Origin of the sequence: Pontibacter aydingkolensis, assembly GCF_019443125.1 — a bacterium.
Classification (GTDB): domain Bacteria; phylum Bacteroidota; class Bacteroidia; order Cytophagales; family Hymenobacteraceae; genus Pontibacter; species Pontibacter aydingkolensis.
On the sequence record NZ_JAHYXK010000003.1, the window covers coordinates 24,083 to 39,763 of the forward strand.

16 protein-coding genes and 1 tRNA gene are annotated in these 15,681 nt (G+C 43.3%); 8 read left to right on the forward strand and 9 right to left on the reverse strand.

Annotated elements, in window-relative coordinates; all coding sequences use genetic code 11:
- Nucleotide 1: 1 nt before the first annotated feature.
- Both queC and K0O23_RS04640 read right to left on the reverse strand, forming a co-directional pair.
- Nucleotides 2-685, reverse strand: a complete 684-nt coding sequence (gene queC / locus K0O23_RS04635; RefSeq protein ID WP_219876235.1) for a 7-cyano-7-deazaguanine synthase QueC — start codon at nt 683-685, stop codon at nt 2-4.
- A gap of 30 nt (nt 686-715) precedes the next feature.
- Nucleotides 716-1,195, reverse strand: a complete 480-nt coding sequence (locus tag K0O23_RS04640; protein WP_219876236.1) for a 6-pyruvoyl trahydropterin synthase family protein — start codon at nt 1,193-1,195, stop codon at nt 716-718.
- 278 nt (nt 1,196-1,473) lie between these two features.
- Between K0O23_RS04640 and queF the strand changes: the two genes are divergently transcribed.
- Nucleotides 1,474-1,974: a preQ(1) synthase gene (gene queF, locus K0O23_RS04645; RefSeq protein WP_219876237.1), complete on the forward strand. Its 501-nt coding sequence runs from the start codon at nt 1,474-1,476 to the stop codon at nt 1,972-1,974.
- Between the two features lie 116 nt (nt 1,975-2,090).
- Here the strand turns inward: queF and K0O23_RS04650 are convergent, their stop codons facing one another.
- Entirely contained in the window at nt 2,091-4,199 is a 2,109-nt protein-coding gene (locus K0O23_RS04650) for a T9SS type A sorting domain-containing protein (protein ID WP_219876238.1), read from the reverse strand.
- Between the two features lie 775 nt (nt 4,200-4,974).
- On the opposite strand from K0O23_RS04650, the gene K0O23_RS04655 reads away from it, so the two are divergent.
- Nucleotides 4,975-6,096, forward strand: a complete 1,122-nt coding sequence (locus K0O23_RS04655; protein ID WP_219876239.1) for a T9SS type A sorting domain-containing protein — start codon at nt 4,975-4,977, stop codon at nt 6,094-6,096.
- 857 nt (nt 6,097-6,953) lie between these two features.
- Here K0O23_RS04655 and K0O23_RS04660 read toward each other — a convergent pair.
- Entirely contained in the window at nt 6,954-7,109 is a 156-nt protein-coding gene (locus tag K0O23_RS04660) for a hypothetical protein (RefSeq protein ID WP_219876240.1), read from the reverse strand.
- A gap of 116 nt (nt 7,110-7,225) precedes the next feature.
- On the opposite strand from K0O23_RS04660, the gene K0O23_RS04665 reads away from it, so the two are divergent.
- The 6 genes from K0O23_RS04665 to K0O23_RS04690 all read left to right on the forward strand — a co-directional run bounded on the left by K0O23_RS04665 (nt 7,226) and on the right by K0O23_RS04690 (nt 11,074).
- Nucleotides 7,226-8,482, forward strand: coding sequence for a PAS domain-containing protein (locus K0O23_RS04665; RefSeq protein ID WP_219876241.1), 1,257 nt, complete (start codon nt 7,226-7,228; stop codon nt 8,480-8,482).
- Nucleotides 8,483-8,525: 43 nt separating this feature from the next.
- Entirely contained in the window at nt 8,526-8,879 is a 354-nt protein-coding gene (locus K0O23_RS04670) for a histidine kinase (RefSeq protein ID WP_219876242.1), read from the forward strand.
- Between the two features lie 51 nt (nt 8,880-8,930).
- The gene (locus tag K0O23_RS04675) at nt 8,931-9,320 is read left to right on the forward strand and encodes a hypothetical protein (protein ID WP_219876243.1); all 390 of its coding nucleotides are present in this window, start codon (nt 8,931-8,933) and stop codon (nt 9,318-9,320) included.
- Between the two features lie 81 nt (nt 9,321-9,401).
- On the forward strand, nt 9,402-9,812 hold the full coding sequence (locus K0O23_RS04680) for a hypothetical protein (protein ID WP_219876244.1): 411 nt from the start codon (nt 9,402-9,404) through the stop codon (nt 9,810-9,812).
- Between the two features lie 58 nt (nt 9,813-9,870).
- Nucleotides 9,871-10,440 carry a heme NO-binding domain-containing protein gene (locus K0O23_RS04685; protein WP_219876245.1) on the forward strand — a complete coding sequence of 190 codons (570 nt, stop codon included), beginning with the start codon at nt 9,871-9,873 and terminating at the stop codon, nt 10,438-10,440.
- A 130-nt stretch (nt 10,441-10,570) separates the two neighbouring features.
- Entirely contained in the window at nt 10,571-11,074 is a 504-nt protein-coding gene (locus tag K0O23_RS04690) for a GAF domain-containing protein (protein ID WP_219876246.1), read from the forward strand.
- A gap of 43 nt (nt 11,075-11,117) precedes the next feature.
- On the opposite strand, the gene K0O23_RS04695 is transcribed toward K0O23_RS04690, so the two are convergent.
- The 5 genes from K0O23_RS04695 to K0O23_RS04715 form a co-directional block, all read right to left on the reverse strand.
- Nucleotides 11,118-11,549 carry a hypothetical protein gene (locus K0O23_RS04695; protein ID WP_219876247.1) on the reverse strand — a complete coding sequence of 144 codons (432 nt, stop codon included), beginning with the start codon at nt 11,547-11,549 and terminating at the stop codon, nt 11,118-11,120.
- Nucleotides 11,550-11,562: 13 nt separating this feature from the next.
- On the reverse strand, nt 11,563-12,000 hold the full coding sequence (locus K0O23_RS04700) for an STAS/SEC14 domain-containing protein (RefSeq protein ID WP_219876248.1): 438 nt from the start codon (nt 11,998-12,000) through the stop codon (nt 11,563-11,565).
- 45 nt (nt 12,001-12,045) lie between these two features.
- Nucleotides 12,046-12,606, reverse strand: a complete 561-nt coding sequence (locus tag K0O23_RS04705) for a GAF domain-containing protein (RefSeq protein ID WP_219876249.1) — start codon at nt 12,604-12,606, stop codon at nt 12,046-12,048.
- A gap of 990 nt (nt 12,607-13,596) precedes the next feature.
- A tRNA-Ser gene (locus tag K0O23_RS04710) sits at nt 13,597-13,681 on the reverse strand.
- A 124-nt stretch (nt 13,682-13,805) separates the two neighbouring features.
- On the reverse strand, nt 13,806-15,632 hold the full coding sequence (locus tag K0O23_RS04715; RefSeq protein WP_219876250.1) for a DUF4153 domain-containing protein: 1,827 nt from the start codon (nt 15,630-15,632) through the stop codon (nt 13,806-13,808).
- Nucleotides 15,633-15,681: the final 49 nt, after the last annotated feature.

Sequence of the window (15,681 nt, forward strand, 5' to 3'; positions counted from 1 at the left end):
TTTAACCTAACCAGCCATTTGCTTTTGCCTCTTCGTAGCCTTTTGCCCGAAGTATAGATGCTGGGTTATCCAGCTTTCCGTATCCCCATTCATTGTAAGTTGTCCGGTCGCCGTTGTAATCGGTATGTGACATATCGCGCACAATATCCAGCACCTGCAGGTCATGGGCCAGTTTCCAGGCTTCTGCCTTACTCCTATACATAAGCGGAGTATGTATACGCACATCTTTATCCAGCGCCAGCGACATAGTGGTTTGCAGGGAGTCTATAAACACGCGGCGACAATCAGGGTAACCAGAGTAATCTGCCTGGCACATGCCTCCAACTATATCAGTAATGTTGCGGGTAAAGGCGTGGCTGATGGCAATGGTGAGGAACACAGCGTTTCTGCCTGGCACAAAAGAAGCAGGAAGATCCTCGTTCAATTCATGCGGTGCCGACATGTCTTTATCATGCTCGGTAAGGGCTGACCCCTGCAACATGCCGCTGATATCTATCACATTAAAGGGCACCTGTGCTTTCCCAGCAATAAGGCGCGCCTGCTCTAACTCTATTTCGTGCTTTTGGCCATACCTAAAGCCAAGCGCCTCTACATGCTTAAACTGCTCTTTCGCCCAAAACAAACATGTGGTAGAATCCTGACCTCCCGAAAAAAGTACGAGTGCTTTATCTGTCGTTAATGACATATTGGTATTGATAATCTTTATATCGTTGTGCTAAAGAGTGAATGCCTCCGCAACACGTTTCTCATTTATCTCTGCCTGCAATTCGGCTATACTTACCTCGTGCGTTGCATAACAACTTTCAGTTTCCTGAAGCTTTACATGGATGGAGTTTACCTGCTGTTGCAAAAGTAAGTCTAATGCGTTCTCGGCTAGGTAGCTTATCACATACCGGCAAATGTTCTCCGAGGTGGTATCGTAAGGCAACGTATAATGCTTGGACTTAAGCAGCTCCATTGCTTTGAGCAATTCGGTATCTGTTTCAGCCACCAGCACGGCATGATCCCAGGCTTTTACCAGCGGAGCCAGCACTTTTTTGATATCCTTGAAATCCAGCAGCATGCCGTTTTCACCTGTCGGTCCGCTAAGCTCAACCCACAACTGGTACGAGTGCCCGTGCAGGTTCTGGCATCCGTCTGTATGCCACGGAAGCCTGTGCGCTCCCTCCCATCTAAATCTTTTGGCTACTTTCATCACTACTTTACTATTGGCACAACACAAATCCTGAATTATAAATTTCTTATGAGGGCTGATGTTCTTACTTTATACTTGGCTGTTAACCGATATAAAGCGGGTGCTTAATTTTCTGCAAAGGTATTTCATTTAAAATTAATAGCGCCTTTTACCTTGCAAGTTTGTCATTATTTGCCCGTGTTTTTAAATCTTTCCTGCCTTGGGCTTAGATATTTATACAAATAGCACCAATTATGTAATACCTTTGTTGCACAAAAAAATCATGACAAGTAAAAGTGATGAACAGTACAGAAAAGGTAGATATTAAAGAACAACTTAAAGACTCTTACAAAAAAGCATTAGAGCACACAAGCAGCGCGCTTGACTACATGGCTGAATATGGAATTAAGCCAGATGGTAAGTTCGGACTGTTTTTTTCTCCGGACACCCGCCAGCAGGAAATCCACATTATGCCTTACAAGCATAAGGCGAAGCAGGTAGTAGTATATGAAACAGAACCAGGTGAGTTCTCGGCACTTTGCCCTTTTTCAGGTTTGCCTGATTTTGGAACGCTGCGCGTAGAGTATGTACCAGGCTCTGATATACTTGAGCTGAAAAGCCTGAAATACTACCTTCTTTCGTGGAGAAACATAGGCTCGGCACAGGAAGACATTACAGCGTATGTTTTTGAAGACCTGAGCAGAATACTGACTGACGCTGATTACATAAAAGTAACTACTGTATACAATGTACGAGGTGGTATTAATACTACCTGCGAGATAGACAGCAGAATGCAGTAATTATAAGCTAAAAAGGAACAGCCCACTTCATTACAGACATGAAGTGGGCTGTTCCTTTTTAAAGTATACCCTATACAACTGGTAGTAGATAGCAGGCTTTTAATGACCTGGCAGTTTTACCGCATCAACAGCTTTACTACCTGCACGCCTGAGGCAGTAGTTACCCTACCCATATACATACTCTTACGCCCTATACTTCTATCTATTGTGAAAGACAACTCACGGTTAGCTTCAGCATTGCCGGAATAAAGCTTTCTTACAACACGCCCTGACAGGTCCACAATTTCAATAGTCACAAAACTGCTTTCCTTAAGTAGGACAATAAGCTGAGAAGTTTCCGTGACCGGGTTTGGAAAAACGACAATGTCTGTGGTACTTACTAATTTGACTTCGGCCAAATAATCAGCTATTGCTTTATTGGTTCCTGTTGCTGACAAACTAGTTGTTGTATTTGTAGCCGTACCCTGGCCTCCCGCACGAGATGGCGGGCCCGGGGATGCAGGCGGACCAGGACTTGTTGGCGGCCCTGGGGATGTTGGAGCACCCGGCTCAGTTGGCTTATTCTCTTTGCCTCCGTTACTATTCTGCATTAGTACGTTTACAGTTACCTTACTTACACTTGAACAGCCCAGTGCATCGGTTACAGTAACTGTATAGGTAGTAGTATCAGTTGGGCAAACATTTATACTTTGTGACGTCTCTCCGGTACTCCAGCTAAAAGTATAAGGCAAGCTTCCGGCAGTGGCGTTAGCAGTTAATGTAACACAACTCTGCTGCCCGCGGCCCCCTACAACATCCTGGTCCGGACCTGCATTGGCTATTGGGGTTTCGTTAATTGTTATCTGGCTGGATGCGGTGTTGCTGCAGCCGTTACTGTTAGTATAAGTATAGTATAATGTATGGGAGCCAACCCCAACCTGACCAGGATCGAATACTCCATTCTCTACTCCTGCTCCAGAGTATACTCCCCCTGCCGGATAACCGCCGGAAAGGGTTATAGCACCGGCATTAACACAAAGTGCGGCTGGTAAGCTTAGAGTTACATCCGGCAGAGGATTTGCCTCCAGCGTAACACTAACCGGTTCGCTAAGGCACCCTATCGCATCCTTTACAATAGCAGTGTAATTTCCTGCAGACAGGTTTCTAAAATCAGGGGTACTTTGAAAGGTTACGCCATTATCTAGTGAATAGGAATAGGGCATAATACCCTCTGTGGCACTAAGTACAACCTTGCCATTACTGCTACCCATACAAGGTTTGGCAGTAGTGCTGTAAGTTACCAAAACCCTGCATGGCTCTACAGTTATACCAATACTTACCTGCGTAGAAACAGGTGGCTGCTGATTATCAGTGGCTACAAACTGTACACTATAATAGCCTGCTGTACCCTTACCCGGAGTCCAGGTAAAGGTGCCTTTAGCCGGATTGCCCTGTGCTGTCTGAATAAACGAAGCACCATTTGTTAGCGCAGCACCATAAGCAGTTAATGTTACATGTTGCCCTACAGTATCCGAAGCTTCTACTTCAAAAGATAAAGTTTGCCCTTCTCTTATGGTTTTATCCTGAACGGGCACGAACACCGGAGCATCACTGCCGTCAGAGGAGCTGACACTGATGATAAATTCACGGTCAACGTAAGCTCCTGTATAACTACCTCCAATCTTTTCGTGCAGTCTGATGTTTACCAGCCATTTTCCCTCCAAAGGGTTTTGCCACTTAACGGTCCCATCTTTTTCTACCTGGAAACCTGTAGCCAGCATGGCATCATACGCTGTTGTAGATAAGCCGTAGGGCAGTTGTAGCGTATATTCCTGCTCATGCCCGTCCGGGTCGCCGCCATTTATACTATGGTTTATTGCCTGCCCTGTTTTAAAACTAAAAATTGGATAATCAGAGAAGTGAGGCGATGAACTGGGTAAATTCGGGTTATAGTTGACTGAGGCAAAAAGCCCGTTTGAATTATTATCGAAGTTTGAACCAACGCCTCTGCAACATGTTTTCCAGGAAACCTCATAAGTCCCTGGCTGAGACCACGTAACTGTTTGCTTTTGCACATGCTCTACAGTTCTACCATCAGGCAACAGCGTTTGCGACACCGTAACGGGTGCGCCGCTTAATGCCGGAAAGCCCTGGTATCGGGGAAGTATAGATCCCACTTCTTTCACATCCCAGTATCCTTTAATAAGAAACTCATACTTGCCCCCTCCAAGGTATTTATAGGACATGTGCCCTCCCTTAAAATGAGAAGCGAATCCCATATTAGTTGCTAACCCTAAAAGCAGTAAAACAAGTAAAGCCCGTGATTGAAAAACTTTCAAAAGTATACTCAATAAAGCAGTCTGCGGCTTACCACCTTTAGCTACATTATCAGAAAAGATGCAGGGTAGATTTCTCTTCATATGAATATATTATTTTACAAATTCTTAAGCAGTATAAAATAAATTCAATCATAAAGCAATACACCTGATATTGTACTTTTACATAAACATAGCGATTGTTAAATATCTGCAAAAAATAGTTTGCAAATAACAACTAAACCTCCTCTGGTTTAAATATTTATTGAACTTTAACAACAAACCAATCACTACAACACTTTAACATCAATTCAATAAAGCACCTAAATACTATCCCAGCCAATTGCACCACCCTGCCCACAAACCCCTGTTTATAGCCACAAACTCATTACCTGTTAAAAAAACAGTATAATACACTATTACTCTTAGCACGAAAGAGGCAGCAACTCAACATTCACACAGCACAGGCAGCGCCTTTACAAAATATAACTATTCCAAATGCAATCAAACTTAAAAAAGAAAGACTATCACTATATCATGAATCTTAACACAGCCTGTTTATTAATCTGTTTTTACACTATATATTAGTCATAAGCTATGTTTTATCTAATCACAAAGGGTATTTAGGGGGAGTTAAATACCCAAAATAATTTTATTTAACAACCATGCAACTTTAAGAAATGTAAAAGAAACTTTACTAAAGAAGATGAACATACTTTCTACCTGCCTCATTAAAGGCTTTCTGTTGGGTTGCATATTTATTGGCAATCCTGAGACAACTGTGGTAGCTGCTTCCCCTGGCAAAATATCAGGCAACACCACCCCATTACAGGCGCTGGCAGTTACCGACACCGGCCTACCTCAGGCATGTGCAGACAACCTGATTACGACAATTCTGATTTCAGAAGCCCCTACTATTATACTGGACAGCAAAATAGGAACGTTCAGTGCAGAGGCAGGCACCCAACAGCAGCCACCTTATCCTGATTACTATTATGTTGATGGTTTCAATTTCCCTCCAGGGCAGGTAGTCCAGATTGTCTTAAGCGACCCATCTGGTGCTTTCTTACTCTCTACCACTGGCAACGCAGATGACTTCAGCACCACTATAGAAGTCAAAGCTGGCATTGATAAAAGAATCGAAGAGATGATAATTGTGAAGTATGAGCCCAAAGAGCCCGGCAACCATGTTGCCACAATACTTCATGCAAGTGATGGCGCAGAATCCAAGACTCTCACCCTAGAAGGAAATGCCACTAGCCCAATGCCAGTAGAACTCATTTCTTTTAAAGCAGTTACTCAAACCAAGTATGCCGTTCTGAACTGGGCTACAGCCTCTGAGCAAAACAACTCGCATTTTGAAATTGAGCTATCCAGAGCTGAGGCAAATGACTTTAGAAGTATAGGCCGGGTAACCAGCAAAAACATCAACAGCAATATACTTACAAACTACAGTTATCAGCACTTATTAACCGGTAAGGCAGAGACATTATACTTTCGCCTGAAGCAGGTTGATATAGATGGCACTTATACTTATAGCAAAATTGTAGCTTTGGAAGCACCTGCTACGGGCACGTCAGAGATCTTATTAGCCCCAAACCCCATAGAACCATCTACCCGCCTAACTATTTTTACAACTGAACATGGTTTAGTTAAGATCAGGGTATTTAATATGAGTGGCAAGGAAGTTTACATCCAAAACCTTCTCATATACGCAGGAGAAAATAGTATAAGCCTGGAAATGTATAATAAGATTTCTCCGGGCATATACATGCTAACCACGGAGTTTAATAACGTAGTTAGCCGGCTAAAGCTTATAAAAGATTAGCTACGCTACATTCAAGGTCTACTAAGCATCAGGCATACGTTGGTGGGAAAGCGTTAAATACAGCTTAATTGTTGGCTCGCATCTTCAGATCATCCATAATATAGGCCAGTTCGGAATCAGTAAAGGGCTTCTCAAGATAACATCTACATTGAACACTCTAAAGGGAAAGAACTTGAAATAGGCGTGTCAAAGTAATTGTTGGTACGGGCTAAAGATTACTTTATAGTCAGCATACTTACTGCAAACAGGATATCAGATTTACGCAACATAAAACGCCACCATATTGAACTGGGAAACAAAAAGCGAAGAAGACCAATGCCGGGTTCCTGCTCACCTCCAACTAGACAATCGTATAATTGCTGGAAAAGAACAGCTACAATCTTAATATGAATGATGGGAAATACAACAAGTGTATTAAGGTTTTCTTGATGCAATTTTACAGAGAATACTTAAAGAAAGTGGATCGGGTATGGGTAGTTGAATGGCGTGGTAAATATGCGCAGTATCAAGAAGTGGATAACTACTCTCTTGCTGGTAACCACTCAGACAGGCGCTCATTGGTCTTTGGAAGCTTACAAAAAATTATCTGTGCAACTTCTTGACTAACACTGTGGTTCCAACATCAGATATTTTTGTCTTAGATGTTTTAGATGATGAACAAAACCTGCTAATTTGTCTAATCTCAAAAGAAGATATACACCAAGTGCATGAACACGCTACACGGTTGAAGAGAGTTATTGCTGACATCGTTCCTGAACTCTAAATAGAACAGAAGTTTCTATTTACTTCAATGTATCATATACATAGCCAAATAGTTATACAAAACACATCAACATTGTTAGAACTATATTTATTGATCATACTTCTTCCCATCTTGCTATTTCATAGCAGTTAGCATTAGATATTCGGTGCTCTTTAAATGTCTGCGTTAAGCCATCTAAATCTTTCCAGTTTACCATTTGCAGTACATTCTCAACAGATGAAAACAGTAATTCCACGAGATTATCATCCATAGCGAAAATGACTCAGAAAATTCTCTGATCAATTTTTAATATAAAGAGTATACAGTTCTCAGGCAAAGTAATATTGGTTAGCTTTGTAGCGTATTATTGACTTTGAAAAGCATCTTATGCTGGATTTATATAAACTTTTAGTTCACCTTCCTGATGCCGTTGTTCTGCTTTCCCCAGACCTCAAAGTACTGGAAGCCACGGACGAGTACCTTCGGGTAACGCTTCGCAGCAGAGAGCAACTAATTGGCAAAGATTTTCTCAAAGAGTTCCCAGACAATCCGAAGGAGCCAGAATCCAAAAACGAGCAACTGCTTCGAAAATCCTTGGAAACTGCTCTGCGCACCAAGAAGCCAGACAACCTGGATGTGCTGCGCTACGACATTCCCAGGTCAGATGGCAGCTTTGATGTGCGGTATTGGGAAGCCGTACACACCCCCGTACTGGATGAAGCTGGCAACGTGAGCTTCATCATACAGAAAACATCGGACATAACGGAGCGAGAGCTGAACAAACATGCGCTTGCCGTGCAGGAGAGCAAGTTCAGGTTTATGGCGGATGCCATGCCTCAACTTATTTACATGACAGACGAGAACGGCACGATTACTTATTACAATAAGCGCTGGTTTGACTACACGGGGAACAGCGCTTCTGACTTGCAGTGGGAAAAGTCCATTCATCCTGATGATCTGGAAGTATTGAAAAGCAAGTGGAAAGAGGCACAGCGCTCTGTTACACCGCTTCAAGCCGAAGTACGCATGAAGGATGCTGAAGGCAGGTATCGCTGGCACTTAACAAGAGCCGTTCCAATGCGTGGTGAAGATGGCAAAGTGATGATGTGGGTGGGCAGTTCCACAGACATTCATGAAACACGACTATTGGTACAAGAGCTACTTTCATCCAACGAGCAAATGGTAACCATGGCTGACCAACTTCAAGAAACGTATCAGAAAGCCGAGGCAGAGCGCAAGATAATGGAGCAACTAATTCAGAAAGCTCCTTTCTTCTGCTGCATCCTCAAAGGTGCAGCGCATCGCTTTGAGTTGGCTAACGAAAACTACCAGAAACTGATGCCTGCAAAGGATCTGATCGGCAAAACAGTAGTGGAGGCATTGCCTGAGGTAGTGGAGCAAGGCTTTATAGCAATACTGGACAAGGTGTATCAGACAGGTGAAGAGTTTGTTGCCGAAAATATGCCTGTGAAGCTTGACCGTTACAACACAGGCAAGCTGGAAGACGTGTACGTTACCTTCATCTATCAGGCAATGCGCAACGAGTATGGTGAGATTGTCGGCATTCTTGTCTTCGGGCATGACGTAACAGAGCAGGCGTTGCTCATAAACAAAGCCAAAGCTTTAGGAATCAGTTTAGCATAGGCGAAAATCATATAACATAAGAGTGTAGAGGGCATGGCAGGCAATGGATATAAGCCAGATTGATTTTCAGCAGCTTCGGGTAAAGCACATCTACTTTAAGACCAAGGTAAGGGCACTACTCTATGGAGTGGGATTTGACGAGCAGTTCTTCTCTGATAAATCTCCCTTAAGCGTATGGTTTGATACCACAGGGAAGCAACGGTATGCAGGCTCTCCCGAGATCATCCAACTGGCAAGGCTGCACCAAGAACTTATCTTTTCGGCACGTGCGCTCCACCGCCAGTACAGCAACGGTGAGATAGAGCAAGCGCATGAAGCATTCAAAAGTATCAACCAGCAGTCAGAGCGGTTCCTTTCTATTCTTGATCAGATGGAGCAACGTTTGACGCTAACATAAGCATACTGCTTCCGGTGTTGAAAAGAAAGTATTTTGTCAAAACATAGTACATTGAAAGGCAGGATTTTATTAAAAAAACTACACATTACCATTGGATATGATATCCTGATGGTGGATTGGACGGGCGATCAGACGAAGGAGAGCGTGATGGATGGCTGTGAGCGGATGTTATTCTACCTTAATACCTATAAAGTCAGCAAAGTGCTCAACGATAACACCCACGTAACCAGCATCTGGGATGATGCCTCGAAGTGGGTGGCGGTGGACTGGTTTCCCCGTATGCACCTGGCTGGCTGCAGGTTGTTTGCGTGGGTATACTCCCCAAACCTATACAGCAAGCTATCGACAGACAAAAGCCTCTCTTATGGCATAAAAGGAGTTATCGCAACCACGTTTGACAGCAAAGAAACAGCGATGGCTTGGCTTATTGCCATGACATAATGAAAGTGATAGCCTGTTGTGCATTTTGCATAAAAGGCATTACCTTTATGAGTTTTATAAATTTCTGTAACAGCATACCTTGTGATACTCTACGACAACAGCATCTTAAAATTAGATTACGATCCCGCCACTGACATATTGGAAGTAGCTTACCCTGACCTGCACGACTTTCTTCTGGTAGAAATCAAATACAGCATCGATCAGCTAATCGAGAATGTGAATAACTACGATGTAAAACGCCTGCTGCTTGATTCATCCCGTACTGTGATTGCGGTGAATGGGGAAAGGAGCAGGGAGATTACCTCATATTTGGCAGCCAGTCTTTGTAAAACAAGGCTGCAAAAGCTGGCAAGGCTTCAGTCGCCTGACTCAACCGTAGAAGTAACTGCGCAAAGTAACATCAAACACATAGAAACACATCTACATCTTCCGTTTGTGCTACGCAACTTTACAAGCCGAAAAGAAGCCTGTGGTTGGCTAACGACAAACTAACTTATCATACCACAATGCCCGTAATACATTTTAGTAAAAGGAGTTATAATATTTAAGAATGGATAAACCTCAAAAGATAGATGTGATGCATGGTTCGCTGTTTGTGCTACTCAAGCGTTTCGTAGAGTACCAGCATGATTACAGTACTTGGGTAAAGCTGCTGGGAGAAGCAGGCGTGCAACACAGCACTTATCAGATGCAGGAGATGTATCCAACCCAAGAGTTATTCGACATTATAGAGAGCGCATCCAAGCTAACGGGAATCTCGACGTATGAACTCATGGAGAAGTATGGTGAATTTATTGTGCCCGACCTGATGCTGGTATACACGAAATACGTAAAGCCCGAGTGGCGTACGTATGAGATGCTGTTGCACACCGAAGAAGCCATGCATGAAGCGGTAAGAAAAGAAGACAGCAGAACTACACCGCCAAAGCTGCTGATTACGAAAGTGGGCAGCAAACAGCTTATTATTGATTATTATTCGAAACGCAAGATGGCAGGTGTTGCGGTAGGTATCATTAAAGGGATCGCCCGATATTTTAACGAAAGCGATTTAGTGGAGATCACTCGTGTAACGCCTGCTGATCAGGAAAGAGTACAGATAAGAGTGAATTTTTTGCCTTAGCGAAAGCTTACTGTTGGCAGTTAAAGCCGACAATATGTAAGGTATGCAACTATGTGTAGTAAACCTTTGTTAGCTTAGTTGGTATATCATGCGCTTAAAAGCAGTTCTGCCTTAAACTCAAGACCTCCTAATGAAAAACAATAGTTTCGGAATGCCTATCATTCCAGATAATGAAGAAGAGAGGCTAGCGAAACTGCGCAGCCTTAACCTATTAGATACCTACGAAGAAAATGGCACTTTTAAGCATATCGCTGCTATTGCCTCCCGTATGTTCAACGTCCCAATTGCCCTTGTCAATCTAGTGGACAGAGATTTTGTTGTAACCAAAGCGCAGGCAGGCATGGATGGAATAACAAAAGTGGAAAGAGGCATCAGCCTGTGCTCACTATCCATTTTGCGGTCAGAAGTAACTGTTTTTGAAAATGCCAGAGAAGAGCCATGTTTGTTGGCAAACCCGATGGTAACTGGTGAGTTTGGATTACAGTTTTATGCCGCCGCACCGTTGACCACAAAAGATGGTTTTAATATTGGGGCTGTCTGCATCGTAGATAAAGCGTCACGTAAGTTCCCCGAATCAGACCAGAAGATGCTCGAGAGCCTTGCGGCAGTGGTGATGGAAGAGATAGAGAAATAAGAGTTAACTATCTTATTTTAAACAAGATGCCGTAGCAGTACTGTTAGGTTGTGGATTTCATTGCCTCCACCGAAAGCAGCCATGCTTTGGCATCTTCATCATCTTCAAATGTCCTGATCTCGAACTGATCATCTATTTTATGTATCAGTGATTCAATAGTCAGCGTGGCGTAAATGCTGGAAGGAACGACCTGCGCTATGTATCGCAGTCCTGCTTTTTTCATCTGTGGCGCCCACTCATTCTCTGCCCACTCGAGTGCCATATCCCAAGACCCAAGCACATGCTTGTTGCTGTTTAACAGCTTTGCGTAAGGCTTCTCAAGCATCATTTCAAGCATCTTGTAACCTCCCTCTTTCACTGTTTCCACAGACTGCACGCCAAACCACTGTGCATTGACATAGGCATTTTCCCCCACTCGCTCAGCAGTAAAGAACACATCTCCGAACACTTTCTTTAACTCTATCTTCTGTTCCATTCTCTACGATTCCTTACCTGCTAATTTTGCTTATCCTATTTTGGTTTAAGGAGTACTGGCGCAACCAGTCTTTAGCATCCGCTATATCGTCAAAGACCATTACTTCAAAGGCTTTCAGGCTCTCATAAAAGCTTGTTGCGGTTGAATCTGCAAAAGATTCGGGCTTGGTGATAATCGCAAAGTGCGCTATACCAGCATTGGCTGCCTGCGGACTCCACTGATTCACTACCCAATCAAGCGAGTGATCCCACCCACCGAGTACTTGACTTGTATCGTTTAGCACGCAGCAAAAACCTGACTTTTTCACTGCCTTGGTATAGGCAAGCGCACCTGTCATGATGTTATCCTTCGTGAGATACCCAATCCAGTTCGTATGCACCCACCTATTCTTAGTATCAACTTCTACTTCCAGGAAAACTCTACCGAAAGCGTTCTTTAATTCTTCTCTCATGATGTCAGTTCAGCAAACCTATTACTGAATTTATAGACAATTTGTTTAAGCAGATTGATTGCTTTTTAGAATTTTTATCTCCTCTTCGAGTTGGGTTATACGTTCTTTACTTTCCGAAATAGCGTTGCGTGCCGATAACCTCAGTTCCATTTCATCCATCACAATGCCAGCCAATTCCTGCAGCATCTCCATCTGCTCCCTGTTGATGTAGCGTTGGTTTTTGTCAATGATGCAGAGCGTTCCAAGGTTATAGCCATTGTGAGTGTGCAAGGGTGCGGCAGCATAGAAACGCAGCCCAAATTCTCCGCATACAAGAGGATTTGTAAGTGTACGGGGATCCTCAATAGCATTCTCAACCAAATACACTTCTTTAGAGAAGATCGCAGAGGCGCAGAGCCCAGGGACCCTGTCGATCTGTGTTACACCTTCTAAACCGCTTTTAGATTTGAACCAGATCCTGTCATGGTCTACCAGCGTGATCAGGGCGATGGGCATGTTGAACATCTTGGCTGCCAGAGCCGTAATGCGGTCAAAGCTGCCATCGGGTGGAGTGTCCAGTATCTGGTAGCGGTGCAAGGCACTTATTCTTTCTTCTTCAATTACCATGGTCTTCTGTATTAGTAAGCTTATATCCCAAGATCATTAACTACAGAAATCGGATAGCAGGGCAAATCAGCTAAGCGCAAGTTACGGCATTAAAGCCAAAGCAACTAATTACTACCATAAAGTCTTGAATATTAGGCTACAACAATAGCCTATCTTTAAGATCAAATAGCATCATATAGTCAACTATCCTGCATCAATTTAGGCTATATACGACAGATTACCCTATCACGATCCTGCAACCGACATATAAGAAGTAGCCAACCTCCAACTTGCCCGACTTTTAGCTTCAATAGATCAAATAAAGGATTGATAAGTTGACTAAGAACGTGACTAGCTACGATGTGAAATGTCTAGGCTTGGCTCACCCTGTATGATAGTGGATGTGGAAAGAAGTTGAGAGGAATGTATTGTTAACCCATAATTGAGATTTCATACAATATACTTTATTGCATGTATAACAACAGAAAGTAACGAAACTCAGTTAGATATTCAGATTAAAGCTCGCGATGCGCCTCGTATACCTTTACCTGCAGGGTGTTTAGGTAACTATTCAGGCACTTAACGGTTTCTTTCATTCCAGTTTCCCTGCCAGAAGCTGAAAACCGTTTGCCGGATTCACAGCCCTACCAGTTACCCACTTAGTACGCTTGCCGGCAACAATAACGCGAAAAAATGGATACAGGACCAAACTGGTAACCCTTAAGCTTTTAAGATAAAAGAGGAGTTTGAAGTTGATGCTCATAACTGTGACATTGAAGGTTAAACAAATGTAGCCTTGCAGTCACCCGCTGTCAAGATGCACATCGATTGTACACCTTATAAATCAATCAGTTACGTGATATCTGGTGAGTAAATTTATTGCTTTCACAAACTCACCAAATCACTCACCTAAACTTTGCAAAAAAGTGGCGAATTTGGTAAACTTATAAAAGCAAAAAGCCTGCAAATCAAGTATTTGCAGGCTTTTTTTGATTGTGGTATGGCTACCAGCAGAGAGTGAGGGATTCGAACCCCCGGACCTGTTACAGTCAACGGTTTTCAAGACCGCCGCGTTCGACCACTCCGCCAACTCTCTAATTATTTCGAGTACAAAAGTATGGCACCGCACTGGATTATCAAAGCTATACTCGAAAATTTTTCAGCAGTTAGGCGCTCACAAAGTATAAGTTTCTGATTTTGAAGCTGAAAATTTTATCTGATTAGGGCACTTGTACAAAAAGCAATAGCTTCGCATCGGTAGTTTTACACTTCTTACCTTTCTGGTTGCCGCTTAGCTCTTGCAATACCACTTGTATTCGGGCTTGTTTACCCTGCAAAGTATAGGTTAGCTCAGATTTAGTACGGATGCTGCCCGACATCTTATTTAGCTTTTTAATTATCGGCTCTAAGTTAAGGTACAGGCTTTCCTGCTGTATTTGGAAGTATAAACTGTTATCCCGCATCGAAACGATCAGTGGATTTTTACCCAGCTTTAGTTCCTGACGTCCATCACCATTACCAGAAAATAGAACCTCAGCCACATAATCGTACTCTGCTATAGTATAAACTTCACTTTTATCTTCGTAGGCATAGCCATTCATCGTAAAACTGAAGTAGCGTTCTACAGGAGCCTTACTTATGGTAGTATAATCCAGCCCCATCAACTCCAAAACCAGGTCACGGGTAACTGCGCGTCTCCCCCACTTACTGTCAGTATTAATGGCTGCAGTGTCTATGGCTGTACTTAAATCTACTGTAAACCAGTCTTCCAAACTATCAAAGTCATGATTTTCGGATAGGTAATCCACAATGGCGCTGATCTCTGCTTTTGCTTCCTGTTCTACAGGTCCGTGCTTTGGATTAACCTTACCAGCTTCCATAATGCCATTTTCCCGCAGCAGGTTTTGCAGGCGACTTACCTGGCTCCATTCCGAAACCACAAACATATTCACCGGACCAAAAGCAGCCAGCAGGGTAACTATGCTTAGTGTAACAGGTATAAATTTAATGTTTTCAGCACTACTGAAAAGAAAGTATAAAACTGCGATCAGTAACCAGACAGCAAGTGCCAGCACAACGTAACGTTCTTCTGTTATGCCATATTCTGATACTCTTCGCCAAATAGCCAGCGCCAAAAGAATGGTAAGAGGGAACAATGCCCTGTAAAACCATTTAGAGAATGTACGGATCCAGGTGTTACCAGCGAGGTTGCGAATGGGATGAATAAGCAGCAGCGATAAAATACCAACTATAGAAAATACCAGCACGAGCACAGATACCCAACCCTCAGGCCACTCCCACTGCACCACAATCTTCCCGAAGTAAGCGTAAAGTATAACAAGGTAAATAGTAACCAGCGTCAGCAGCACAAACTGCGTGAATACCTTCAGGCCTTTGGGGTAATCCTGCGCCTCCTCCAGCTCCTCTACATTTAGCGGCACGCCAGCCAGGAAAAACCAGGTATTGAATACACCTACCATAAATACCCATAGCTCCGGGTATATCTTTTCATCAACTTGAATGGCAAAAAGCTGATCTAAAGCAACTATAGCTACAACAAGACCAATATACAGCACTCCAGAGTAAAGCACTGAAGTAAGCACCCGCAGAAAAAGGGATTTGTTAAACTGCCAGAAAGCGTTCTCCTGCCGGCGGTTCAGGAACATAGCATAAGAAGCCATTAAGTGCAGGACAAATACAAGTGCCAGGTGGCGCAACATAGATTTAAAATCAGGTTCCTCAGGCAGCAGGAAAAAGTATAGTACCAGAAAAGACAAACCGCCCAGCCAGGTTAGCATCCTGCCCCGCTGCGCCAGTTTGTACCGCCGCACCAGCAGCTCCAGGGTAAAGAACAGGATTAACCCCACAGAGCTTATTAAAACCAACTTTATTAACCACTCTTTCGGCTCACTGCTTTCCAGTTCAATAAGTAGTATAACAATGGCAGTGCCTGTAATGGCAGAGAGCAACACCATCGGAAAACGAAAAAAGGTGTGCAGGGCGACTTGCCAGAGTTGCTGCAGCGAAATGTTCTTAAAAAGTGACATGTTTGTTTATAGCTTACTTCGTATTTTGCTGCCCTGAATGGCACAGCTC